This window comes from Streptomyces sp. NPDC002276 (assembly GCF_053891435.1).
This window is the reverse complement of record NZ_JBSFCQ010000003.1, coordinates 670,696-695,480: the sequence shown is the minus strand read 5'-3', so window position 1 is coordinate 695,480 and position 24,785 is coordinate 670,696. Positions and strand designations below refer to the sequence as shown.

The 24,785-nt window shown below is 67.8% G+C and carries 22 protein-coding genes; 18 read left to right on the top strand and 4 right to left on the bottom strand.

Going from position 1 to position 24,785, the window contains the following annotated elements; all coding sequences use genetic code 11:
- Positions 1-52: 52 nt before the first annotated feature.
- The 8 genes from ACWIHT_RS11860 (at position 53) to ACWIHT_RS11825 (ending at position 8,844) form a co-directional block, all read left to right on the top strand.
- Complete coding sequence (locus tag ACWIHT_RS11860) at positions 53-850, top strand: DUF1883 domain-containing protein (RefSeq protein WP_456166995.1); 798 nt, start codon at positions 53-55, stop codon at positions 848-850.
- A 176-nt stretch (positions 851-1,026) separates the two neighbouring features.
- A complete protein-coding gene (locus ACWIHT_RS11855) occupies positions 1,027-1,164 on the top strand; it encodes a hypothetical protein (protein WP_329268144.1) in 138 nt (45 codons plus the stop codon).
- A 310-nt stretch (positions 1,165-1,474) separates the two neighbouring features.
- Positions 1,475-2,368 (top strand): tyrosine-type recombinase/integrase, encoded by an 894-nt coding sequence (locus tag ACWIHT_RS11850; RefSeq protein ID WP_456166993.1) that lies wholly within the window; start codon positions 1,475-1,477, stop codon positions 2,366-2,368.
- A gap of 26 nt (positions 2,369-2,394) precedes the next feature.
- Positions 2,395-2,688 carry a helix-turn-helix domain-containing protein gene (locus ACWIHT_RS11845; RefSeq protein ID WP_456167117.1) on the top strand — a complete coding sequence of 98 codons (294 nt, stop codon included), beginning with the start codon at positions 2,395-2,397 and terminating at the stop codon, positions 2,686-2,688.
- A 1,467-nt stretch (positions 2,689-4,155) separates the two neighbouring features.
- Positions 4,156-4,476 carry a hypothetical protein gene (locus tag ACWIHT_RS11840; protein WP_456166991.1) on the top strand — a complete coding sequence of 107 codons (321 nt, stop codon included), beginning with the start codon at positions 4,156-4,158 and terminating at the stop codon, positions 4,474-4,476.
- Positions 4,477-4,719: 243 nt separating this feature from the next.
- On the top strand, positions 4,720-6,648 hold the full coding sequence (locus ACWIHT_RS11835; protein WP_456166989.1) for an AAA family ATPase: 1,929 nt from the start codon (positions 4,720-4,722) through the stop codon (positions 6,646-6,648).
- 294 nt (positions 6,649-6,942) lie between these two features.
- Positions 6,943-8,061: a hypothetical protein gene (locus tag ACWIHT_RS11830; protein ID WP_456166987.1), complete on the top strand. Its 1,119-nt coding sequence runs from the start codon at positions 6,943-6,945 to the stop codon at positions 8,059-8,061.
- A gap of 90 nt (positions 8,062-8,151) precedes the next feature.
- Positions 8,152-8,844: a DUF6215 domain-containing protein gene (locus ACWIHT_RS11825; RefSeq protein WP_456166985.1), complete on the top strand. Its 693-nt coding sequence runs from the start codon at positions 8,152-8,154 to the stop codon at positions 8,842-8,844.
- A gap of 20 nt (positions 8,845-8,864) precedes the next feature.
- Here the strand turns inward: ACWIHT_RS11825 and ACWIHT_RS11820 are convergent, their stop codons facing one another.
- A complete protein-coding gene (locus tag ACWIHT_RS11820) occupies positions 8,865-9,398 on the bottom strand; it encodes a TerD family protein (protein ID WP_456166983.1) in 534 nt (177 codons plus the stop codon).
- Between the two features lie 155 nt (positions 9,399-9,553).
- Here ACWIHT_RS11820 and ACWIHT_RS11815 point away from each other — a divergent pair, with 155 nt between their 5' ends.
- The 3 genes from ACWIHT_RS11815 (at position 9,554) to ACWIHT_RS11805 (ending at position 11,931) form a co-directional block, all read left to right on the top strand.
- Positions 9,554-10,159 (top strand): YdbC family protein, encoded by a 606-nt coding sequence (locus ACWIHT_RS11815; protein WP_456166981.1) that lies wholly within the window; start codon positions 9,554-9,556, stop codon positions 10,157-10,159.
- Between the two features lie 149 nt (positions 10,160-10,308).
- Complete coding sequence (locus ACWIHT_RS11810; RefSeq protein WP_026179190.1) at positions 10,309-10,968, top strand: histidine phosphatase family protein; 660 nt, start codon at positions 10,309-10,311, stop codon at positions 10,966-10,968.
- A 12-nt stretch (positions 10,969-10,980) separates the two neighbouring features.
- Positions 10,981-11,931, top strand: coding sequence for an ADP-ribosylglycohydrolase family protein (locus ACWIHT_RS11805; protein ID WP_456166979.1), 951 nt, complete (start codon positions 10,981-10,983; stop codon positions 11,929-11,931).
- Between the two features lie 272 nt (positions 11,932-12,203).
- Here the strand turns inward: ACWIHT_RS11805 and ACWIHT_RS11800 are convergent, their stop codons facing one another.
- A complete protein-coding gene (locus ACWIHT_RS11800; protein ID WP_456166977.1) occupies positions 12,204-13,751 on the bottom strand; it encodes an MFS transporter in 1,548 nt (515 codons plus the stop codon).
- A gap of 187 nt (positions 13,752-13,938) precedes the next feature.
- Here ACWIHT_RS11800 and ACWIHT_RS11795 point away from each other — a divergent pair, with 187 nt between their 5' ends.
- From ACWIHT_RS11795 to ACWIHT_RS11785, 3 genes are all read left to right on the top strand, one after another.
- A complete protein-coding gene (locus ACWIHT_RS11795) occupies positions 13,939-14,562 on the top strand; it encodes a TetR/AcrR family transcriptional regulator (protein ID WP_456166975.1) in 624 nt (207 codons plus the stop codon).
- A gap of 82 nt (positions 14,563-14,644) precedes the next feature.
- Positions 14,645-15,346 carry a ribonuclease HII gene (locus ACWIHT_RS11790; protein ID WP_456166973.1) on the top strand — a complete coding sequence of 234 codons (702 nt, stop codon included), beginning with the start codon at positions 14,645-14,647 and terminating at the stop codon, positions 15,344-15,346.
- Positions 15,347-15,414: 68 nt separating this feature from the next.
- Positions 15,415-16,056 (top strand): hypothetical protein, encoded by a 642-nt coding sequence (locus ACWIHT_RS11785; protein ID WP_456166971.1) that lies wholly within the window; start codon positions 15,415-15,417, stop codon positions 16,054-16,056.
- A gap of 293 nt (positions 16,057-16,349) precedes the next feature.
- On the opposite strand, the gene ACWIHT_RS11780 is transcribed toward ACWIHT_RS11785, so the two are convergent.
- The gene (locus ACWIHT_RS11780) at positions 16,350-16,988 is read right to left on the bottom strand and encodes a hypothetical protein (protein ID WP_456166969.1); all 639 of its coding nucleotides are present in this window, start codon (positions 16,986-16,988) and stop codon (positions 16,350-16,352) included.
- Positions 16,989-17,381: 393 nt separating this feature from the next.
- Here ACWIHT_RS11780 and ACWIHT_RS11775 point away from each other — a divergent pair, with 393 nt between their 5' ends.
- Both ACWIHT_RS11775 and ACWIHT_RS11770 read left to right on the top strand, forming a co-directional pair.
- Positions 17,382-19,541, top strand: coding sequence for a RecQ family ATP-dependent DNA helicase (locus ACWIHT_RS11775; protein WP_456166967.1), 2,160 nt, complete (start codon positions 17,382-17,384; stop codon positions 19,539-19,541).
- Between the two features lie 168 nt (positions 19,542-19,709).
- Positions 19,710-21,209, top strand: a complete 1,500-nt coding sequence (locus ACWIHT_RS11770; RefSeq protein WP_456166965.1) for a DUF4192 domain-containing protein — start codon at positions 19,710-19,712, stop codon at positions 21,207-21,209.
- A gap of 35 nt (positions 21,210-21,244) precedes the next feature.
- Here ACWIHT_RS11770 and ACWIHT_RS11765 read toward each other — a convergent pair whose 3' ends face one another.
- The gene (locus ACWIHT_RS11765) at positions 21,245-21,469 is read right to left on the bottom strand and encodes a hypothetical protein (protein ID WP_456166963.1); all 225 of its coding nucleotides are present in this window, start codon (positions 21,467-21,469) and stop codon (positions 21,245-21,247) included.
- A gap of 363 nt (positions 21,470-21,832) precedes the next feature.
- Between ACWIHT_RS11765 and ACWIHT_RS11760 the strand changes: the two genes are divergently transcribed.
- Entirely contained in the window at positions 21,833-23,815 is a 1,983-nt protein-coding gene (locus tag ACWIHT_RS11760) for a glycogen debranching N-terminal domain-containing protein (RefSeq protein WP_456166961.1), read from the top strand.
- A 130-nt stretch (positions 23,816-23,945) separates the two neighbouring features.
- The gene (locus tag ACWIHT_RS11755; RefSeq protein ID WP_200716443.1) at positions 23,946-24,704 is read left to right on the top strand and encodes an NUDIX hydrolase; all 759 of its coding nucleotides are present in this window, start codon (positions 23,946-23,948) and stop codon (positions 24,702-24,704) included.
- The last annotated feature ends 81 nt before the right edge of the window (positions 24,705-24,785 follow it).

The window sequence follows — 24,785 nt, the reverse complement described above, 5'->3', positions numbered from 1 at the left end:
CCGGCGCAACCGCCCTACAGGTCCCCGGTGAAGGTGATACAGAGGAAAAGTCATGGACTACGTAGTCCACGATCTCGGTCGTCAGTCCAAGGGTGCGACCGCAGTCATCAATCTGTCCGGAAGCGCAGCCAATGTGCGTCTGATGGACAGCAGCAACTATCAGAAGTACAAAAGCGGGCGAGACCACAGGTGTATCGGTGGGCTGGCGAGGCGCTCGCCGGTACGTCTTACGGTTCCGAGCAGCGGCCACTGGTACGTGACCGTTGATCTAATGGGCCTCAAGGGCAGGGTGAGGTCTTCGGCCTCCGTCGAACCGCCCCCGCTGCCCGTGCTCCGCCCGAGCAATGCTGGTTCCCTGGCGGACATCAGGCATGAGCTGCCGCCTTACTCTGCAGGCCGCAGTGAGCCCGTACGAGATGTCTTCATCTCCCATGCCAGTGAAGACAAAGAGGCCGTGGCCCGACCGCTCGCACAGTATCTGCAAGAAGCTGGCATCTCTGTGTGGCTCGACGTTCTCGAACTGAGGATCGGCGACAGCCTCCGCCGCAAGATCGACCATGGGTTGGCTAACAGCCAGTTCGGCATCGTGATTCTCTCGCGCCCCTTCTTCGAGAAGGGGTGGCCGCAGTACGAACTTGACGGCTTGGTGACGAGGTATGTGACGGGGCAACAGAACCTGTTGCCCATCTGGCACAACATCACCAAGGACGAGGTAATGGCGCAAAGCCCGTCCCTGGCCGACAAGTTGGCGAGAAGCACCGCTCAGTTCACGGTCGAGGAGATCGCCAGCGAGATTGCTGATGTGATTCGAGAGAGCCGAGAGGGCGGTGCTCAGCGTGATGTTGGGTAACTCGAATCTCATACCTGAGAATTCCGGCGGAGAAGCCGCCGGATGGTGATCGGCTGACCCTTCGGAGGGGTCAGACGATCACCGCAGCCAGAACGAGACGTCCTGTACCGCATCCAGGCATGCATGACATCACGTTCTGAGCTGCAACGCAAAGTGGCACGAAAGGAACTGTGATCATGTCCAAGAACCCACGTCAGACAGGTAAGAAGGCCGCGTCGGCCGCAGCCAAGGTCCTGGCCAACCCGAAGTCGACCAAGGCCGAGAAGTCTGCGGCGGCAAGCGCGCTGTCGCAGACGCCGTCCAAGAAGAAGTAACACCTGAAGGTGCCCAGGGCCTGCGCCCTGGGCACCCCAATCTTCAAGGGCACCCATGGCAGGCCCAGCATAACCAACTCAACGATGATGCGTTAGACGCAACATGAGCAGTGGGGTGGGCCTGCCAGGTGCTGCGCACCTGATGCTTGCTGACGGGGTCGTGCATCTGGACCCCGAGACAGCCGTCTTCGAGGCGATGCTGGAGGGGTGGGCTCGGCAGCAGCGGGCCAGGTTTTTGGACTGGGATGGGAACGATCAAACCGCGCCTCGCCCTTATCAGGAGATTTGCCGACTTCACCAATGAGTACCCATGGCAATGGTAGCCGAAGTTGACGCATTCATGAATTCCCTTCGGGATAGGCGACCAACCTTCGCGGCGTCAACTGGGCGGAGCTATCAGAACGCGCTGCGAATGTTCTGCGGTTACGTTACGGATGCTCGTTATGGCTGGCCGGTAAAGTGCTTTGATTCCTTTGGTCAAGCACCAGTGCAGATTCTGCACGAGTGGAACACCATCGGCCACTCTAGTGAATATGAAGGTGATTCGGAACGGCGCCCCCTCGCTTATGACGAGGTGCAAGCCCTATTCGACGCAGCGGATGGACGGGTCGAGGACATCAGAGCCTGTCGCCGCAAGGGCGCTTTGGCAGCCATGAGGGATGCCGTATTACTCAAAACGGTATACGCATACGGGTTGCGCCGGCAGGAGGCTGTGCGCCTAGATCTACATGATCTGAGGAGGAATCCCAAGGCTCCATCGTATGGGCGTTTCGGGGCGATTTTTATTCGCTACGGTAAATCCTCAAAGGGCGGTCCGCCGAAGCGGCGAACCGTGTTCACGGTTCCCGAGTTCGACTGGGTGGTTGAATTGCTGGATCACTACATTGAAGAGATTCGGCCGCTTGCGTCGCCAGGTAAGCACCCCGCCCTGTGGATTACCGAGCGTCTAAGCCGTATCTCTATGCGCCGACTGGACGAGGCATTCGAAACGGCTCGAACCATGGCAGGGCTTCCTGAAGAGCTAAATCTTCACTGCCTTCGGCATAGCTATGTTACGCATCTCATCGAATTCGATTACCCGGAGCGATTCGTGCAGGATCAGGTAGGTCATGAATATGCTTCCACTACAGCCATCTACTCAGGCGTATCTGACGAATATCGGAATCGGCTAGTTCAGAGCTCTCTGAAAGCCAGGTACTCGTGATCAAGAAGATGGGGATCCGATAGAACCTGCGCCAACTTATGGCAGCTCGCGAGATGTTTCAAACCACGGACTTGGTTCCCTTACTTGCGGAGAGGGGAATCCACCTCTCTCGCGAGCAGGTATTTCGCCTAGTGACTCAACCACCGCAGCGATTGTCTATGGATACGTTGGCTGCTCTCTGTGACATCCTTGGGTGCACTCCCAACGACCTCATTGGCGTTGAGGTTGTTCATTCGGAGGTGCGAAAGGTTTCTGGTGCTGAGGCCAATCCTGTTCCGCTGTTGCGGCGTACCACTATCCGTCGCCCTGGCCAACAATGAGCAGCCGCGGTCGCCAGTTGTCCGAGAAGCGCTGGCAGCGAGTGCTACAGCATATGTCCTCAACGCTGCCTAGCCTCGATGAAGAGGGTGCGGCGGAGATTCTTCGGAATGCTAAAGCGGATCAGGGCACTCTGTCTGAACCAGGGGATTGCGAGGGATGCGGCAAGCGGCGAACGCTAATTGCCACTAACTCATTTGGAAGGCGTGTGTGCGGCCCTTGTGGCGGTAGTTTGGTGGACTACCTTTGCCGCACCTGCGGAGAAGCGGGATTCCCGTATGAGGACGGGAATTGTGATCGTTGCGTCCTTAAAATGAGATTGCGTGACCTCTTCTCCGATCAAGACGGCTTGATCAAGCCGGAAATTCAGCCGTTGATCGAGGTGCTAGGAAGCGTTCCGCGTCCATACCGCACACTTCAATGGCTAGCCAAGGGGCGTGCTGCACAGTTACTAGTCCAAGTTGCCCGAGAGGATAGGGAAGTAAGCCATGAACTCTTGGATGAGATGCCGCTGGGGCCTGCCGCGGATTATGCTCGCAGTGCACTAGTCCATACTCGCGTACTGCCTGAGCGGGTGGAACACTTTGGACGCCTTGAGACTTGGTCAAAGAACCTGCTAGTGGGCAAGCCTGCTCATCACGTGCGCTTGGTACGCCCGTTCATACAATGGCATATCATCCTCCGAGTTCGACGGAAGGTTCAGCGTCACCAACTCAGTTATGGTGCGGCTCAATCGACTCGGCGACGGATTAGCATTACCTTTCAGTTTTTAGATTGGCTAGATCGACGAGGTCGTCTCTTTGAGGAGGTCAGCCAGGAAGGCGTCGACCGCTGGCTCGCAGAAGGTTCGACTATGCAATATCAGGTTCGATACTTTATTGGTTGGGCTGTGAGTCGGCATTTGATTGATCCGGTATTCGTGCCATGCCGCACGCAAGCGAATCCTGAAGTTGTCCTTGACGAGTATGACCACATCCGGCAGATTCACCGATGCGTAAATGATGGTGAAATTCCGCTGGATGTTCGGGTGGCCGGAGCGTTGGTTCTTGTCTTCGGGGCCACTCTCGCTCGGATTGTTTGCTTGACTGTCGGTGACCTAATTCATGAGGATGGGGAGAGCTACGTTTCTCTCGGTAGGAAGCCGCTGCTCCTACCTCCACAGCTTGCGTGCCTTGCGATGGAACTCGCTGACTCTCCCCGGAGCTTGTCGGTCATTGGGGCGGCAGCGGGGGCATCGCATTGGCTGTTCCCGGGAAGAAGGGCTGGCATGCATCTTGCCGCTGGAACCCTTGCTCAGAGGCTGAGGAGATTCGGAATCATGCCCCCGGGCGCTCGTAACGCTGCTCGAATGTCTCTCGCGACTGACCTGCCGGCACCTGTGATTGCCGAACTCTTCGGCATGCATATCAACACGGCAGTTCGGTGGGTTCGCTTCGCAAAGCGTGACTGGGGAGGGTACGTGGCGGCTCGTGCAGAGGATTCGGAGAGCCCGCGGCACTTCCACGCTGGACGACCTGCGGTTCAAGATCAGGAGCGAGCTCCACGAGAAGGCCCGGGCCTCCGGTGAGACGCTCGACAGCGAGAAACTGCTGCGACGGCAGCTTGTGAAGACCAAGGAGTTCCGGGGCCATGCTCTTGAGGAGCCCGAGCAGCTCAAGGCTGACCACGAGGCACTGGTCGGCCCACTGCAACAGGTCGTCCTGGAGAACCGCCAGCGCCGGCTTCATCTGACCGAGTGGCCGAACAACCTCCACGTCCTGCCAAGGCAGCAGAGGCCACCAGCAAGGTGAGGGCACCGGGAGACAAACGATGAGGGACTGTCAGTAGGGGGCGTTACCCTCAGATCTAGCTCAAATGAGGACCCCGGCGGCGTCGAGGTCGACGGGCACACCGGGGTCACTCCTGATTGGCGTCTGGAACATACCTCGAACACAACACCGAAGGCACCCAGTGTCACGCTGTTGTGATCATTGCCTCTCGACACGGCACGCCGGGACTCCTCCCAGGAAAGCGAGGAAGGACCCCCAGGCAAAGTGCAACTCGTCAGAGCTCACATCACCGACTACCGGTCCGTCGAGGACTCCGACATATTTGATGTCGAGAAGGACGTCACCTGCCTTGTCGGCAAGAACGAGTCGGGCAAGACGACCCTTCTCCAGGCGCTCTTCCGGGTCAACCCCGTGGAGTCCGCCTCCTTCGACGAGGTGGTCGACTTCCCCGCCCGCAAGACCCGCGACCGTAAGCGGCTCCCGGTCGGCAAGAAGATCCCCGTGGTCCGGGCGACCTTCCGCTTCGACGACACCGAGATGAAGGCCATCGAGGAGGAGCTCGGCTCGAAGGCTATGAGGAGCCCCGAGTTCGAGGTCGTCATCGGCTACCGGGACAACTCCAAGACCTTCAACTTCTCCTACAACGAGGCCGCGGTCGTCGACCACCTGCGCTCCGCCCTGGACCTCCCGGCCGCGGCCGGGAGGTCCATCGGCGGCGCAAAGACCATCACGGACCTCCTCGACGCCCTCGACGGGCTGGAAGAGCCGCCGTCCGGTGCGACCGAGCTGGCTGATCGCATCCGCGCCTGGCGCAACAGCAGCCTCGGGTGTTACCTGATCGACCAGCACGCCAAGCCGTTCATGCCGAAGTTCGTCTACTTCGCGGACTACGACACGATGCCGGGCAAGGTCGCGCTGCCCGACCTGATCCGGCGCCGAGCGTCGGGAGAGATCCCCCGCGGCCAGCGGGCGCTGCTGAGCTTGCTGGACATCGCCGGGGTCTCACCGGAGGAGTTCCAGGACTCCGACCAGCACGAACGGCTGATCCGTGAGCTGGAGAACTCGGGCAACGTCATCTCGGACGAGGTCTTCGAGTATTGGTCCCAGAACACCGAGCTGGAAGTACGCCTGGAGGTTCTGTCTCCCGAGCCGGGGGCCCAGCCGCCCCTCGATGAGGGACCGATCCTTCAGATCCGGGTCTTCAACCGTCGGCACCGCGCGTCGGTGCCCTTCGACGACCGGTCCCGCGGGTTCGTCTGGTTCTTCAGCTTCCTTGCGTACTTCAACGAGGTGGAGGCGGCGGGCACCACGAACCTGATCCTCCTCCTGGACGAGCCGGGCCTGTCCCTCCACGGCCGCGCCCAGGAAGACCTGCTCCGGCTGATCGACGACCGCTTGGCTCCCAAGCATCAGGTCCTCTACACCACCCACTCGCCGTTCATGGTCGACCCCGACCACCTCCAGAGGGTCCGGACAGTCGTCGATATGGAGCGCGGCGGCGCTAAGGTCTCCTCGGAGATCTTCAAAGCCGACGAGGACACCGCCTTCCCGCTGCTGACCGCGATGGGCGTCGAGATGACCCAGACCTTGTTCGTGGGCGAGCACACCTTGCTCCTCGAAGGCCCCAGCGACCTGATCTACCTCGACGTCCTCACGGACATCGCCGAGACGAACGGCTCCATTGGACTCGACCCGCGCTGGGTCAAGACTCCCATCGGTGGCTCCGGGAAGCTGTCCACCTTCGTGACCCTCCTGGGCGCGAACAAGCTGAACGTCGCTGTTCTCGTCGACTCCAGCACCAAAGACGTCGGGGCTGTTCAGCGCCTCCGGGACAACAACCAGCTCGCCAGGAACGGGCTCGTCGAGATCAGTGAGTTCACTGGCACGGCCGACGCAGACGTCGAGGACCTGTTCGACAGGGACTTCTACATCGAACTCGTCAACCGCGCCTACGCCTCCGAGCTCACCAAGCCGATCAGCGCCTCCGAGCTCAACGCCAAGGACCCTCGCGTCGTCCGGCAGATCGAGGCGGTGTTCAAGAAGCGGAAGATCGCCACACGCTTCAACCACTACAAGCCGGCCGCGGTTCTGCTCGGCGAGCAGGTGTCACTCGTTCCTCAGATCAGCAACACCACCATCGCCCGCGCCGACCAGCTGTTCACTCGGCTCAACTCCTTGTTGCCGCGTCGCTGACCGACGGCGCGTTTACATGCTGCTGGCCGATTCCGTGGCTCTGGGACTCGGGCTGAGGGCCTTCCAGAGCGATGGGTCGGAAGCTGGGGAATAGCGCACGTCAGGAATAAGTGCTCTCCACCAGTATCAAGGCAACTGCCTGAAGTGAGTTGGCCGTTCAGGGCGGTGGAGCCGGATTCTCGGCTCCACCGCCTTCGGCACGCATCGGATTGACGCGTTAATGGCTTGTTGTCACCTCGGCCGCCGTGCCATGCTCTCGGCCATGATCAAGAGAATCGAGTCCACCGTCTCCCGGTGAGCGAGACGACCGGGACAGCACTGCCCGGATCACCGACGACCCTGTACGAGCACGCGCTCCGGCTGCATCGACTGGCCCCGGAGAAGCCGCTTCCACGCGACGGGGAACCCTATCCGGACGACGGGTCGCATCGTGGTCGACGACACCCCGAGGCACCTGAGGACCGGCACTCGGTCGGCAAGGACGCGGCGCTCGTCCTGGACGCGCATTTCGCCCGCTCCTCCGCCCGGCCCGCCGAATTGGCCGATGCCTTCCACCACGTCCACATCCCGATTCACCAGAACGAGCACATCGCCGCCGCGGCCGAACGGGCGGACAGCGAACGCGCTCGCCGAACAGGCCGCTGGCTGGTCCGCCACGGGACCGATCGATGCTCGGTCACCGTCGGGCTCGCCCTGCTCGCCGCCGTGGGAACCGCCGACGACATCCCGCTGATCCAGACGATCGGGCTGCTCTCCGACCACTTCGGGCCGCTGGCGGCACACGCCTTCGAGACTCGGTTCGGAGGCGTCGAGGCCCTTCTCTGGCTCGCCGAGCGAGTCACCGGCTGGGGACGCGTCTACGTCGTCGAAGCGCTCTGTAGGCTCGACGACCCGACCGCCCGACCCTGGCTGCTCCGCCGAGCCTGCGACGGCGACTTCCTCAACGGATACTTCGCCGGCCGGGTCGCGACAGTCACCAGGCTCCATGAAGAGATCGCCGACCTCGGCACCGACACCGAGATGGTCGATCACATCGGTCGGCTGCTCCATCAGATGAGCGACTGCGAGGGGATGGGAATCACCCTCGCTCACTACCCTCACTCGGCAGCGGTTCTGGAAGCTCATGCCCGCCATGCCGGTTCGCCCGCCCCGACCGTCCGGCGCTACTTCAGCATCGCGTTGCTCGCCCAGCACCTGACGACGAAGCCTCCCGAGGCCTCGGGGTGCACCGCCGCGCAGCGGGAGGCACTTCGGACGGCCTACCTGGAGGTGCTCGACCGCGAGGCGTGGACCCGGATCGCACGCGCCGGATTCGCCGCGGACGACCGCCGGATGCGATGGCTCGCCGACCACAGGGCGCCCGAGTTGAGGCTGCGCGCGTTCCCGGACCGAGAGCCTGGCGCCGAGGAATGACAGGCGTCAGGAATCCGGTTTCCCAGCAGAACGATCAGCAGTTAATCTCCCTCAGCGCGCATAGCGTGCGCACAGGGGAGGGTGGGGGACATGGCCGACGATTTCGTCGAGCCCGAAAAGGGTATGCGGGCGGGGGCCCAGGCAGTCGCGGCGGTAGTGGTGGTCGGCGGCGTCGTGGGTGGTATGTGGGGACTCGGGGGAGTCCTGCCGAAGACGACACAGGACACCAAGCCGGCAGTCTGCTCGGCGAGTACGGACAACACCCTGCCGGCGAAGTACGTCTCGCCGAAGGCGCTCTGCACCGCGCTGAACCGCGCTGACCTTCCGGTGCTCCTGGGGACCCCGGACGAACACGCGCAGTCCGCCTCGGGCAGCGCGGGCTGGATGACGCTGGCCGGCGGCACCAAGATCGCCAGCCCTGAGGCGGACGTCGACCTGAGGACCTACTCCGTAAGGCTGTCGGCGTCCTACGACGACATTCCCGTAGCCCAGGCGGCCCGCTATGTGGACTCCACCTCGCAGGTGAAGAAGGTGCTGGGGCATCCGGCCGTCCTCTACTCGGACCGGACGGTAGCCATCAGCTTCAGCCTCGGCGGCGGTGACGCCAGTACGGGCCCCGGGGGCATCGCCCGCAGCCTGCTGGTCTCCACGAGCGCCAAGGACGGCGGCGACTCCTTCGAGATATCCATCTGGCGCCAGGACGACGTGCCGCCCGACGACGAGGCGCTGTTCCGCATCGCCGAGGCGGTGCTGCCGACGGTCCCGGGCTGGACCGCCGGCTGACACCTTGCCCGGGGCAGGGCTCAGGACTGCCGAGCCCTGCCCATCGTCCTGATGAAGGTCGCCGGGTCGTCGTCGAAGCCCTGGATGCCGGGATGGAAGTCCCAGCTTCCGGACTCGTCCCGGGTGAACTCCCCGACCGTCACCGCCGTCGCCCCGAGGACGTCACCGAAGTCCTCCTCGGTGAGGACGGTGTACCCCTCGCGGATCCGTAGCTTCGGGTTGAGGACGTTGACGAACGTGCGGTGGGCGACCCGCTGCTGGATGACGACACCGACCACCACGCGCGCGTACCGGTCGGCGAGCCTGTCGAGCTCCAGCGTCATGACCTCGTCCCAGCCGAAGCCCTTGCCGTCCTTGCTGTCCCGGTTGAGATAGATGGTGCCGTCGGGGGACCGGCTGTCGAAGTACACCGCGTACGCGGGAGTGCCGTAGAGATCACCCGCCACATACGTGGTGGCAACGATGTCCAGATCGACAGGCGGTTGCCCGGTGGGACTCGGATCCCACTGGAGCCCGACTTCCGCCTTGCGGATCCCCTTGTTGAGGCCGTTCACCACAGTTCCCCTTCCCCGTGCACCTCGATCGCGCGCCCCAACTGCCGGGCGATCAGCGTTCGTTGTCCATCGTGCCACGCGCGCGGGGGCGTATGCGCGGACGATCTCCGCCGGAGCGTGACCGGCGCCACGCTCAGTGGCCTTACGATGGCGCGGTGCTGGTCAAGTGGATTCGCTGCACCGTGATGGACCGCCGCGGCTTCGAGCGCGGGCAGCGAAAGTGGGCGGGGCTTCTGGGGGAGCCGGGATTTCGGGGACAGGGGGGAGGCTGGAGCAGAGCGCGGCCAGGAGTGGCACACATTTTCGCGTTCTGGGAAAGCCGTGCCTTCTACGACTCCTTCATGGCCCGATCCCACGACCGGCTGGCGTCGACCCAGATGGGCACCTTCAAGGACGCGCAGGTCAAGCTGTTCGACCATCGCTTCGATGTGAAGACCGGCTTCGAACCGCGCTTCACCGACGCCGACCTGGTGCGGGTGGCCCTGTGCCGGGTCCATGAGGAGCGCGCCGAGCACTTCACGCTGATGCAGGAGAAGGTGTGGAACCCGGCGATGGCCGGTTCGCCCGGCATGCTCCGAGGGATGTTCGGCGAGGCCCCGGGACACGAGTTCATGGTGCTCTCGATGTGGCACTCGCCCGCCGAACACGGCAAATATCGCACCGAGCGAGTGGAACGGCTCGCCCTGAGGGCCCAGATCGAGGCGGACGTCGCGTCCCTCACGGGGGACATCGTGCAACTGGAACCGGGCTGGACGGTTTGAATTCCGGACTGACGGGGCCGCCGTCACCGACGTCCCGGTGTGTGAATCGTGCGCCCCTATGTGGCCCATCGGGCACAATTCGTGTGACCTACGCCGTATGGAGCCCGTACGAGTGCTCGATATGCCACCACTGGATCTAGGGTTTTGGCATGGCACGACCACGGCGCATCGTCCTTGTCCGGCACGGCGAGTCAACGGGCAATGTTGATGACACCGTGTACGAGCGTGAACCCGACCATGCCCTGGCGCTGACCGACCAGGGATGGCGCCAGGCCGAGGAGACCGGCAAGCGGCTGCGGGAGGTGTTCGGCCGCGAGCGCATCAGCGTGTACGTCTCCCCGTACCGCCGCACCCACGAGACCTTCCGGGCCTTCCACCTCGACCCCGACCTCGTACGCGTACGCGAGGAGCCCCGGCTCCGTGAGCAGGACTGGGGGAACTGGCAGGACCGGGACGACGTACGCCTCCAGAAGGCCTACCGGGACGCCTACGGACACTTCTTCTACCGCTTCGCCCAGGGCGAGTCCGGCGCCGACGTCTACGACCGGGTCGGCGGCTTCCTGGAGAGCCTGTACCGCAGCTTCGAGGCCCCGGACCACCCGCCCAACGTGCTCCTCGTGACGCACGGGCTGGCGATGCGACTCTTCTGCATGCGCTGGTTCCACTGGACGGTCGCCGAGTTCGAGTCGCTGTCCAATCCGGGGAACGCCGAGATGCGGATGCTCGTTCTGGGAGACGACGGCCGGTACGCGCTGGACCGGCCGTTCGACAGCTGGCGGGACCCGGAGCCGTACGGGATCAGTGGGTAGGGTGACGGACCGATGACTGCCGACTCCTCTGCCCATCCTTCCGACCCTTCCGGCTTTTCTGATTCTCCTGACTCTCCCGGCGGGCGCCTGGGCCGCGCCTTGGCCAGCCTGCACGGGCTCGCCGTGGGGGACGCACTGGGCTCCCAGTTCTTCGTCCCCGTGAACTACCCGCTCCTCAAGCGCCGCGAGCTGCCCCCGGCGCCCTGGCAGTGGACGGACGACACGGAGATGGCCTGCTCCGTGGTCGCGGTCCTCGCCGCCCACCACCGCGTCGACCAGGACGCCCTGGCCCACTCCTTCGCCGAGCACCACGACTTCGACCGCGGCTACGGCCCCGCCGTCAACCGGTTGCTGCGCCTGGTCCGCGAAGGCGGCGACTGGCGTGAACTGTCCGCCGCCCTCTTCAACGGGCAGGGTTCATGGGGCAACGGCGCGGCGATGCGAATCGCACCCCTGGGCGCCTGGTACGCGGACGACCCCGAGCAGGCGACCCACCAGGCCGAGATCTCGGCCTACCCCACGCATCAGCACCGTGAGGGTGTCGTCGGCGCCATGGCCGTCGCCGCGGCAGCCGCACTGGCCGCCGCCCCCGGTGGCCCGCCCAGCGCCGAGGCGCTCCTCGACGGCGTCATCGCCCTCGTCCCCAAGAGCGCGGTCGGTACGGGACTGCGGCGCGCCCGCGACATGCTCGACTACGCCGATGCCGGTACCGTCGCCGCGGTACTGGGCTGCGGGCGTCGTACGACAGCGCACGACACGGTCCCCTTCGCGCTCTGGTCGGCCGCTCGTGGCCTCGGCGACTACGCGCAGGCGTTCTGGACCACCGCGCAGGTCGGCGGGGACGTGGACACCACTTGCGCCATCGTGGGCGGCGTGATCGCCGGCGGGAAGGCCGGGACGCCACCCGCCGAGTGGGTGGAGCGGACGGAGGCGCTGCCGGGCTGGGCGCCGAAGGCCGTCTGACGCTTCCGTCTTCCTTCCTTCCTTCCTTCCTTCCTGCCTGCCTGCCTGCCTGCTTCCTGCCTGGCCGCGCCAACCGCGTGCGGTGGGAACTCTCTGTGCTTGCAGGGAACTCTGCGTGACCGCCTGGCCGTTGTCCTGGCAGCTGCTGTGTGACACATGGGTCCACACAGGACAGACAGGGCACGGGAGTTGTGGGGGTGGTCATGAGGTTTTCGCCGATGTTGAGGCCGGTGCTGTTGCCGTTCGGTCGGGCCCGGGCGGGGCCCGACCGGTCAGCCGATCCCCGGACCTGCCGTGCCCGCAAGGGCGTCGAGGTCGCTCTTGCGAACCCTGATCACCAACCAGGCGGTGATCAGGGCGAGTACGGCCATCGCGGCGGCCGGAATGAAGGCCGTCGAGATGCCGTGCGCGAGCACCTCGTGCCCCCAAGTCGCGGGAAGCTGGTGCGACTTGGCGAACTCCTGCTTCTGCTCCGCCGATCCATCGGCCAGGAACTTCGGCAGCTGCTTCTTCGCCTCGTCCCTGCTGGCCGAGCCGAACACCGTGGTCAGGATGGACAGACCGAGCGAACCGCCCACCTGTTGCATGGCGTTCAGCAACGCGGACGCGGCGCCCGCCTCGTGCGGGGCGACACCGGAGACGGCGGTGATCGTCAGGGTCACGAAGTTCAGGCCCATCCCGAAGCCGAACACCAGCATGGGGCCGAGCACTCCGTCGACGTACGAACTGTCCGAGCTGATGAGGGTCTGCCAGGCCAGCCCGATCACCGCGAGGGCCGAGCCGACGAGCATGAACGGCCGTGGTCCGAACCGCGGCAGGAACTGCTGGGACAGTCCCGCGCCGGCCGCGATCACGACCGTCACCGGCAGGAAGGCCAGACCTGCCCGGATCGGGCTGTACCCCAGCACGTTCTGCACGAAGAGCACGATGTAGAAGAACATGCCGAACATCGCGGCGGCCAGGCTCAGCATGATCACGTATGTGCCCGAGCGGTTGCGGTCGGCGAACATCCTGAGCGGGGTGATCGGTTCCTTGGCCCGGGTTTCGATGATCACGAAGGCCACCAGCAGGACGACCGCCGCCGCGAAGGACCCGATGGTCAGGCTGTCGCGCCACCCCTTGTCCGCCGCGCGGATGAAGCCGTAGACGAGGGACGCCATGCCCGCCGTCGAGGTCAGCGCGCCCGCGATGTCGAACCGGCCGGTGTGCCGTTCGGAGTCGCTGATGTACAGGGGTGTGAGTACGGCGATCAGCAGACCGATCGGCACGTTGACGAAGAGCACCCAGCGCCAGTCGAGCCACTCGGTGAGCATGCCGCCCGCGAGCAGGCCGATCGCGCCGCCGCCCGCCGAGACCGCGGCGAAGACTCCGAACGCCCTGTTGCGTTCCGGGCCTTCGGGGAACGTGGTGGTGATGAGTGCCAGCGAGGTGGGCGACGCGATCGCGCCACCCACGCCCTGGAGGACGCGTGCGGCCAGCAACTGCCATGGTTCCTGGGCGAGTCCGCCGAGCAGCGACGCGAAGGTGAAGAGCAGGATGCCGGTGATGAACACCCGGCGCCGGCCGAGGATGTCGCCCGCCCGGCCGCCGAGAAGCAACAGGCCGCCGAAGGTGAGGGTGTAGGCGCTGACGACCCATGTGAGGTCGGTGGTGCTGAAACTGAGTGCGGCTTGAATGTGCGGGAGAGCGATGTTCACAATCGTCGCGTCGAGTACCACCATGAGTTGGCAGGCCGCGATGACCGCGAGCGCGATGCCGGGATGTCCCTCCCGGCGGGCCGCTCCTGGTTTTGGTTTCTGGGTCAACTGAGAGGTTGTCACTATGGGTCCCCCACAAGTGAGTTAGTGAACGCCCGCGTTCACTGCCGCGTCAACGGTAGTGAGTCCCCGACAGTGAACGCAAGCGTTCACTTAACTCGCCCGCGCATGACGCGTCCCCCGTCGCTGCCGCGCGATGTGTCCCCGATCCCCGGAATCCCCCATTCCACTGCTCGTTGGAGAGACTCAGATGGTTACTTCGGGCTGGACGGCCGCCCCCGCTCGGGCGGCCTCCCTCCGCCGTCGCGGCGCCGTGCTCGAACGCGCGATCCTGGACGCCGCACTGGAACAACTCAGTACGGTCGGATGGAACGCCCTCACGATGGAAGGCGTCGCCGCCGGTGCCCAGACGGGCAAGGCCGCGGTCTACCGCCGTTGGTCCTCGAAGGAAGACCTCGTCGCGGACGCGTTGCAGGCTGGACTGCCGCGTCTGGAAGAACTGCCCGACCTCGGCGATGTGCGCGCGGATCTGCTGGCGCTGTGCACGCGGGCGCGCGACGCGATGTTCTCGCGCCCCGGATCCGCCCTGCGTGCGGTGATTCACGAATGCGACATGGCGCAGGCGGAGCGCTTCCACGGCGTGATCGTCGAAGGGGTCGTGGAACCGACCCTCCGACTGATCCGCGACGCTGTCGACCGCGGAATCGAGCGAGGTCAGGTTCGCCCCGACGCGTCCAACAGCTATGTCTTCGACGCCATCCCGGCGATGATGATGTACAGATCAAAGGTGTGCGGCAGTGAATGGAACGACCAGGAAATCGAGGAAATGCTCGACCAGTTGATGCTTCCGCTGCTCCGGCCGAGCGGTGCGTGAAGCCGGACCGGGACGGTCTTGAGGGCGATCGGGGAAGCCGGGGTGTCGCAGCGGGTCCCGGGCGGCGTACCCTGAGGTCGCCATGCCGTACGAACCACCTACTCACACCGTCGAGCGCTCACTTCGCGCCACGACCGGAGCCAAGGTCATCGCAGGCGTCGACGAGGTGGGGCGCGGCGCGTGGGCCGGCCCCGTCACTGTCTGCGCGGCGGTCACCGGACTGCGCCGACCCCCCGAAGGCCTCACCGACTCCAAGCTCATCGCGGTCAAGCGGCGTACCCGACTCGCCGAAGAACTCCGCGAGTGGGTCACGGCGTACGCCCTGGGGCACGCCTCCCCGGAGGAGATCGACGACCTGGGGATGACGGCCGCGCTGCGGCTCGCCGCGGTGCGTGCCCTTGAGGCCTTGCCGGTTCGCCCGGACGCGGTCATCCTCGACGGGAAGCACGATTACCTCGGGGCCCCTTGGCGGGTTCGTACGGTGATCAAGGGCGACCAGTCGTGCGTGGCGGTGGCCGCCGCTTCGGTGATCGCCAAGGTTCAGCGCGACAAAATGATGGCCGAACTGGGCATCGACCATGCAGACTTCGCTTTTGCGGCCAACGCCGGGTATCCGTCGCCCGTGCACAAAGCCGCACTGGAGGAGCGGGGCCCCACCCCGTACCACCGGTTGTCGTGGGCGTATCTTGATGCGCTGCCCCAGTGGCGGCACCTCAAGAAGGCCCGCAGCTGGGCGGAGGGAAACGTTCCGGAGATCGAGGGGCAGCTCGGCTTCGACTTCTGACCGTTCCGCTCGCACTGATGTGCCACCCGCCGACGCGATCCGCGCCAACGTTTGATAAAAATCAGCTCATGCCTCTCATTCCCGAGGAGCCTCAGATTCACGAGAGTGCCCAGGGTCCCCGCGCCACTCCGGCCAGTGGCCGCGTCGCGCCGACCCCCCGTCCCGTACCCGGCCCCCGCCCCGCGGCGCCGTCGCGTCCCGGTCGCCCCGGCCCTCTGCGGCCCACGGCGCCGGTGCAACGCACGCCGCGTGACGTGGCCGCTGTAAAGCCCGGACCCTCGGGTCCGGCTGCCCCCGCCGCCTCCGACACCGCTGTGGCGACCCCGCAGATCCAGCTCGTCCCGGCCTCGGCCGAGGGCGCGCTGGACGCCGCCGAGGAAGCCGTCGACCTGCTTCTGGAGTCGGGCCGTACCCCTGGTGACGTGCTGGTGATCACCACCGGCGAACCGCACCCGTGGGCCGCCCATGAACTGTCCTTCGGTGAAACGTCCTACTGGGCGCAGCACGACGCGCGCGACGACGTCTTCTACGCGGACGCCGCCGTCGTGGGCCGGGCGGCGTCCCGACCCGTCGTCGTGGTCGCGGTCAACGGAGGTCCCGACACCGTTGCCGCCACCACACTGCCTCTGGCCCTCGGCCGGGCCGGCACCCTGCTGATCGTCTGCGGCGACCCGCAGCAGATCAACTCGGTGCTGGGCGCGGGCGTCTGAGAGCCGTCTCCGGAACGTTCGGAGGGCTCTCAGAGGCCGACGGCGACCCACTCGGGCGCCGTCGCGGCGGTCTGTGCACGGTGAGCGCTTTGCCGTGCCCGGAAGCCCGGGCACGGTCCATGAAGGGTGCCTTCCGCAGGGGTTCCGTCCCGTGCGGGATGAACCGGCCCGTGCGTGATGAACCGGCCAGGAGTCCCTGTCCGGGGGCACCGGGGGCGGCCCGGCGCCGTACGGGCTCGCCGTGGCGGTCTCGTACAGCCGTACGGTCCGGGCGCGGAGCCCGGACCGGTGTTTCAGCGGGCCGCGGCGCGGCGCAGTACTTCCGAGGCGGCGCCGCCGCCGGTGCGGGGCAGCAGGGGCGCTACCTCGGACATGGCGAAAGGTTCCGGCGTCGAGTCCGCGCTGGGGCGTCGGCCGCCACGCCCCTCGCCGAGCACCTGCCAGCCGTCACGGGTCAGCGTGATGTACGCCCCGCAGCGCAGCCCGTGCAGTGTGCAGGCGTCACGCAGCCCCCACATCCACGCCCCGTCCTCCTCCGTCCAACGCGCGTCGCCCTCACGGCAGTAGAGCAGCACGGCGGTGCGCACCGGGGTGCGGCGGCGCAGGTCGTGCGGGATGACGCGGCGGAGCTGCGCGAGCAGCGCGTTGCGGAACATCCAGCCGTCGGCCGGGGCCGACCGGCGGACGAACGAGGCGCTCGCGAGCAGCCGTTCGTCCGGGTCGAGGACAGCCACGATCGCGGTCGCCGGTCTCGGGCGGTGCCGGGAGTGCAGCCCGCTGACGACCTCACGGGGATTGCGCAGCAGGGGGATTCCGGCGGCGGCCCACTCGGAGGGTTCGAGCATACGGGCCAGAGGGTTGGCGGAAGCGGCGGACAGGTCGGCTGACGTCGACGTGGATGCCGCGGAGGACGGAGCGAATCCGAAGGTCACGGTCCTCCCTTCGGCTACGCGCCCACACTGCGGGCGAGGTCGGATTCGGGGGAGCGCACACCGCAGCAGAGCCCTACCGGATCACGGACGAACCGTGCGGGGAGCGGACTCCAATTCTTGCTGTCGAACTGGGATGCGGCAACGAGCAAATGGGGCCACAGCCCCTTATCTGATGGTCTGTGGCTTATATCCCTACCCAATGCGTCGTCCGACGACGCCTGGGACGATCGAGCACGACACTTTCGTACGCCATTGAGGTGCGGAAGGTCTAGAGGGAGCAGGTCGGCCCCGGTGCGCGGGGCGCCCGGGACGGGCGGTCAGGACGGCCGGAAGCGCCTCTTCCCCACGGCGGGGGATTGGGCCGTTGTCAGTGGCGTGAGGTTGCATGGGGGCATGAGCAACCAGGAGCTGCGTGCCGAAGCCGACGCCATCCTCGCCGAGCTGGTCGGTGATCCGAGTGGCACGGCGCGGCTGCGCGAGGACCAGTGGCAGGCGGTGGCCGCCCTCGTGGAGGAGCGCCGGCGCGCGCTGGTCGTGCAGCGCACCGGCTGGGGCAAGTCGGCGGTGTACTTCGTCGCCACCGCCCTGCTGCGCCGACGCGGCTCCGGGCCTACGGTGATCATCTCGCCGCTGCTGGCCCTGATGCGCAACCAGGTCGAGTCGGCGGCACGGGCCGGCATCCGGGCGCACACGATCAACTCGGCCAACCCGGAGGAGTGGGACAGCATCTACGGAGAGGTCGAAAAGGGCGAGACCGACGTCCTCCTCGTCAGCCCGGAGCGGCTCAACTCCGTGGATTTCCGCGACCAGGTGCTGCCCAGACTCGCGGCTACGACCGGCCTCCTGGTGGTCGACGAGGCCCACTGCATCTCCGACTGGGGACACGACTTCCGCCCGGACTACCGCCGGTTGCGGGCGATGCTGGCCGAACTGCCCACCGGCGTACCGGTACTGGCCACCACGGCGACCGCCAACGCGCGCGTGACCGCCGACGTGGCCGAGCAGTTGGGCACCGGCGCCGGTGAGGCCCTGGTGCTGCGCGGCCCGCTGGAGCGGGAGAGCCTGCGGCTCGGTGTGGTCCAACTCCCGGACGCGGCACACCGCCTGGCCTGGCTCGCCGAGCACCTCGACGAGTTGGCGGGCTCGGGAATCATCTACACGCTCACCGTGGCCGCCGCCGAGGAAGCCACCGCCTTCCTGCGGCAGCGCGGCTTCAAGGTGGCCTCGTACACCGGGAAGACGGAGAACGCCGACCGGTTGCAGGCCGAGATCGACCTCCAGGAGAACCGGGTCAAGGCACTGGTCGCCACATCGGCCCTGGGCATGGGCTACGACAAGCCGGACCTGGGCTTCGTGGTCCACCTCGGTTCGCCCTCCTCGCCGATCGCCTACTACCAGCAGGTGGGCCGTGCGGGGCGCGGTGTGGCCCACGCCGATGTGCTCCTCCTGCCGGGCAGGGAGGACGAGGCGATCTGGCGCTACTTCGCCGATACGGCCTTCCCGCCCGAGACCCAGGTCCGCCAGACCCTCTCGGCGCTCGCCGACGCGGGACGGCCGCTGTCCGTACCGGCCCTGGAGACGGCGGTGGATCTCCGGCGCAGCCGCCTGGAGACGATGCTGAAGGTCCTGGACGTCGACGGAGCGGTCAAGCGCGTGAAGGGCGGCTGGGCGGCCACGGGAGCCGACTGGGTGTACGACGCCGAGCGGTACGCCTGGGTGGCCAAGCAGCGCGCGGCCGAGCAGCAGGCCATGCGCGACTACGTGAGTACGGCCCAGTGCCGGATGGAGTTCCTGCGCCAACAACTCGACGACGAAGGGGCGGTGCCCTGCGGCCGTTGCGACAACTGCGCGGGCGCCTGGATCGACTCCTCCGTCTCGACGGAGACGCTGACAGGGGCGACGAAGGAACTGGACCGCCCGGGCACGGAGATCGAGCCGCGCCGGATGTGGCCGACCGGGATGGCCGCGCTGGGCGTCGACCTCAAGGGGCGCATCCCGGCGAAGGACCAGTGCTCCACGGGACGTGCCCTGGGGCGGCTCTCGGACATCGGCTGGGGCAACCGGCTGCGCCCTCTGCTGGCCGAGAACGCACCGGACGGCCCGGTCCCCGACGACGTCCTGAAGGCCGCGGTGGCGGTCCTCGCCGACTGGGCGCGGTCTCCGGGTGGTTGGGCACCGAACGTCACCGACGCCTCCGCCCGTCCCGTGGGAATCGTGGCCGTATCGTCCCTGGCCCGTCCGCAACTGGTCGGTTCCCTCGCCCAGGGCATCGCGACCATCGGCCGCCTCCCGCTCCTGGGCACCCTGACGCACACCGGCCCGGACGGTACACACGCGGCCCGCCGCAGCAACTCCGCCCAACGCCTCAGGGCCCTGTCCGACGCCTTCGACGTCTCCGAGGAACTGGCCGCCGCCCTGGCCGCCCATCCCGGCCCCGTCCTGCTCGTGGACGACTACACCGACTCGGGCTGGACCCTGGCGGTCGCCGCCCGCCTGCTCCGCCGTGCAGGGAGTGAACAGGTCCTCCCGCTGGTCCTCGCTGCGGCGGGCTGAGCTTCCGTACTGGGATCCGCGCTACCGGGCGGCCGAGCGTGCGATTCCGGTTCGCATGTCCCGCTCGCACAGGCCGACTTGGCCGCCCCGATCCCCACATGACGTGCCCCTGACCGGACTTATCCACAGGCTCAAGCGGGATGGGGAGATTCGCGAGATCGTCAACGCATGACGAATCACAGCGAAACGACCGGATCCGCCGAAAACGGCGACATCGAGCCCACCGCGTACGACCGCCACGGCGCCGACCACCAAGTCACCCTGCGCACCCCGGCCGAACTCGCCGACGCCCTGCCCTACCTCCTCGGGTACCGCCCCGAGGACAGCATCGTCCTCGTCGCCCTGCACGATCGCGGCGGCCGGGGCCGCTTCGGCGGCCGAGCGCGGCTCGGCATTCCCGCCGGCGCGGACGACTGGGCGTCCGTGGCACGGCAGTTGGCCCACGGCCTGGTGACCGGCAGCGAGCGCAGGGGCACCAGGCCCGAGCAGATGATCGCCTACGTCTGCCAGGAACCGGCACCCGGCGAGACGGGGCGCCAGGTCATGGAGCGGCTACGTCCGCTGGTGCAGAACCTGCGCACCGAGTGCGGCCGGCTCGACGTGACGGTCATCGAGGCGCTCTGCATCTCGGACGGCCGCTTCTGGTCCTACTGCTGCCCGATCGAGGGGTGTTGCCCGGTCGACGGGTCCCCGATGGGCCTGCCCGGCACCTCCGTGCTGGCCGCCGCGGCGACCTACGCGGGGCTCCAAGTGCGCGGCACACTGCGCGAGTTGCGCAGCAGGCTGCTGCCGTGGGAGACGGCCGCCGCGCTGGAGCAGGAAGCCGCCCTGGACGCCGCCGGTTCGGCCCTGGTACCCCGCATTCTCGACGACGCCTACCGCGCGGACGTGGCGTACGAGACGCTGGACCTCGCCCGGTTGATCCTCGACCGGTTCGCCGCGGCACCACCCGTGTCCGGCGCACTCCACTCGGACCTGCGCGACGACGCACTGCTCGCCCACGACGAAGCGGCCACACTGATCCTCGGCCTTCAGGACCGCTCGACCCGCGACCGCGCGGCCGAATGGATGGAAGGCGACGAGGCGGTTCCGGCCCTGCGCCTCTGGCGCGCGCTGGCCCGCCGCTGCGTCGGGCCCTACGGCGAACACGCCGCGGCTCCGCTCACCCTCGCGGGCTGGGTCGCCTGGTCGACCGGCGACGACCTGGAGGCCCGGGAGGCGCTGGCCATGGCCCTGGGCGCCGACTCCGACTACCTGTTCGCCCGCCTCCTGCACCAGGCCTGCAACGAGGGCCTGGACCCCGAGTCGATCCGCCGCTGCCTGCGCGCGGAACGGAAGGACCGTGCGGGGGCGGAGGCCGGTGGGGTGGGCGACGCGGAGGTCGCCGACGGTTCCGTACCGCAGGGTGCGAGCGGTCCCGGCGACGCCCTGGCACCGGCATCGCCCACGGCTTCCCGTCGTCGGCGCCGTACGCGTACCGCCGACGGAGCCGAGGGCCGTCCGCGTTCCGCGGAACCGGACGGCTCCCGTCCTCGCACACCGGCGCAGGGCACCGCACGCCCCGGCGGCACACGGGCACGCACCTCCGGGAGGAGCGGTTCGCGGCGTCATGACACCTGCGCGGAGCGGCCCGTGCGGGGGAGCAACGGCATTGAGGGGGACGGATGATCAAGGGTCGGGGGAGCGGTGGTCAGCCACGTCGGTCAGGCGGACGGTTCGGTGTCTTCGGTGTCTTCGGTGTCTTCGGTCTGTTCGGAGTCGTGGTCCGCCGGGTCGTCGAGTTCGGGGCGATGACCCCACACACGGTGAGTGTCGGCGGCGGCCGAGGCCGTGGAACCGGTGCCGCGCGTCTGCCTTCTCCGCTCCGCCGCCATTCGGTCGGCTTCCCGGGCCGCGGGCGTGACCAGGAGGAGTCCGGCTCCGTTCACCTGAGTGGCGGAACGCCTGATCGGGTCGTGTCGCCGTACAGCCCTTGTCCTCTCGGGACTCTCCATCCGGCGCCGAACACGTCCGAGGCGCACAGAGCGCAGAAGAAGCCGCCCATGCATCAGCCGACGCCGCCCTCCGACGCCGACGACAGCCCTGACTCCGGTGCCCCCGCGCCACTCTCGGACCAGGACCGGCGCCTCGCTTCCCTCACCGGCCAAGGCGGACGCTCGTCGCAGCCGTCGCAGCCGTCGCAGCGGCCGGTGGAGGGCTCGGAGCCCGGTCGCATCCGCCGTCCACCACCACCCCCCTCCCGGTCTCCGTCCCCGCTCCGGTCTTCGTCCCTCTCCCCGCCGCAGAGCCCCGTGCCGCGCACGCCTCGCCCGACGCCACGCCGTTCCGTCGAACTGCCGCCCACCCACAACACGCTGATCTGCGTCGCCCTCCCGGGGCTCGCCGTATCCACCGAGCAGGGCCAGTTGAACGGCCGGGGCCTGGAGGGGTTCTACCGCGCGGGCCGGCGAGTGCTCTCCCGCTGTCAGCTGCGGGTGGCCGGACGTGAACCGCTGGCGGTGCAGGCCAGGATGACAGCGGCAGACCGCGCGCGTTTCGTGGGGACCGTACGGGTGGCCCCCGACTGCGGCCCGGACCCCGACCTCGTGGTCGAGCGGACCCGGCACGCCGACGGTACGGAGCGCATCACTCTGCGCAGCGTGTCCTGGCGCCCGCTGCGCCTGCCGGTCGAGGTGGCGCTCGGCACCGACCTGGCGGACCTCGGCGCGATCGCCGCGGGCAGCGCGGGACCCGAACTGCCCGCCAGCGTGCACGACTCCGGGCTGCGCTGGTCCGGTGCCACCGGGAACTCGACGGTCACCGCCGACCCGCCACCCTCCGACGCGCTGGCCTCCGCAGGACTACTGCGCTGGGAGTTCGAACTGCCACCGGGCGGTACGGCGAGTGTGGAACTGCGAGTACGGCCGGACGGCGCGGGACCGGTCCGGGCCGTGGGCCACGGGGCCACCAGCCCACTGGCCTCCGCACGGGCGGCCGGTGACGACCCGAGAGCCCAGGCCCTTCTGCGAACCAGTGTCGAGGATCTCCAGGCACTGCTGCTGCGCGACCCGGCACATCCCGCCGACACACATCTCGCCGCCGGTGCGCCCTGGCGGTGCGGTCTGGCCCCTGCGGAGTCGCTCACGGCGGCCCGTATGACGCTGCCCCTCGGTACACGGCTCGCCGCGGGCACGCTGAGGACCCTGGCCCGGACCCAACTCCCGCGCCCAGGAGCACAGTTCGGAATGATCCCGGGACCGCGCCGCGATGCCGGCGCTCATCTACCGCCGGGCTGCACGGGCACGGAGGCGACCCTGCTCTTCCCGGCGCTGCTCGCGGAGGCCCGCCGCTGGGGGCTCCCGGAGCAGGAGACACAGGAGTTGTTGCCGGCCGCCGAGCGCTGTCTGACCTGGCTGCGGACCACCGTGGGCGACGGTACCTATCTGCGTGACCCACACCCCGGCGGACCCGTCCGCTGCGAGACACAGGCCCACGCTCACCGTGCAGCGGTGCTCGGTGCCGATCTGCTGGACGCGTTCGGCAGACCCGGCGGTACGGAACTCCGGCAATGGGCCCAGGAGTTGCGCACCGCATTCCGCGCGGACTTCTGGATCGAAGACCTGGGCGGCGGTCGCCCGGCGGCGGCCCGGCTTCCGGACGGACGCCTCGTGCCGCACTTCGGCGCGACCGCGGCCCATCTCCTCGATACCGGACTGCTGGGCGGCGGCGAGTACGCACCCGGCCTGCTCGACAAGGCGCGGGCCGAACAACTCGCCCGACTGCTCGGAAGCCCGGCGATGGACTCGGGCTGGGGGTTGCGCGGACTGGGCGCGAAGGAACCGGGATTCAGCCCGTTCGGCCACCGGAGCGGCGCCGTGCGGGTGCAGGAGACGGCGATCGCCGTCGCGGGCCTGGCCGCCGGCGGCTACGAGAAGGAGGCCATCTCACTGTTGCGGGGCGTGCTCGCGGCGGCCGAGGCGTTCGGACACCGGCTCCCCGAGATGTACGCGGGGGAGCAGCGGGCGGAGGGGAGCGCTCCCGTTCCTCACCCGGCGGCCTGCCGTCCGGCGGCCACGGCAGCCGCCGCCGGAGTACTGCTGCTGACCACCCTCGCGGGCATCCGCCCCGACGCCCCCGCCCGGACGGTCACCCTCCGCCCGGTCCGCAGCGCGCCCCTGGGCGAACTCGGCCTGACGGGACTGCGGATCGCGGGCGCCCCCTTCTCCGTACGGGTCGGTCGACTCGGTGTCGCCATGGTCGAGGAGGCGGCCGAAGGACTGCAATTGGGGGCGTGACCTCGTACGAGTCCCGGTCGGCCGACGGCCGGAAACGGAGGATCAACCACGTATCGCACCGAAGTGGATCAGTCACGGCGGTACCGACGAAGGGAGTGTTTATCGTCAGGCAGACGACTATGATCGCCGCATGTCCTACGACCCGTCAGCGTATCCGCCCTTCGCCGTCACCGTGGACCTGGTCGTGCTGACCGTGCGCCGCCATGCTCTGTGCGGGCTGGCGGTACGCAGGGGCGAGCCGCCCTTTCAGGGGCGCTGGGCGCTACCCGGCGGTTTCGTGCGGGCCGACGAGGATCTGGCCCAGGCCGCCGCCCGCGAACTGGCCGAGGAGACGGGACTGCGCGCCCACGACCCGGCGGTCCCCGTCCAGGACAACGGAGCGCACCTGGAGCAGCTCGCGACCTACGGCGACCCCAAGCGCGACCCGCGGATGCGCGTCGTCAGCGTCGCCCACCTCGCACTCGCCCCCGACCTGCCCGCCCCCCGCGCGGGCGGCGATGCCAGCAACGCGCGCTGGGCGCCCGTCGAGGAGTTGCTGCAACAGGGCGGGTTCGGGCGCGACGGCGATCCGGTGGCGCCGCTCGCCTTCGATCACGCGCAGATCCTGTCCGACGGGGTGGAGCGCGCCCGCTCGAAGATCGAGTACTCGTCCCTGGCCACGGCGTTCTGCCCCACCGAATTCACCGTCGGTGAACTGCGCCGCGTCTACGAGGCGGTGTGGGGGGTGGCGCTCGACCCGCGCAACTTCCACCGCAAGGTGACCGGCACTCCCGGTTTCCTCGTCCCGACCGGCGGCACGACGACCCGTCAGGGAGGGCGCCCGGCGCAGCTGTTCCGGGCCGGCGGGGCCACGCTGCTCAACCCGCCGATGCTGCGCCCCGAGGTGTGACGCGGTAGCACCTCGCCCGGGGCGTTCAAGCGTTGCGGTGCGGGCCGTTCGGTGCCCGAAAAAACGGACATAGCGCGCTAT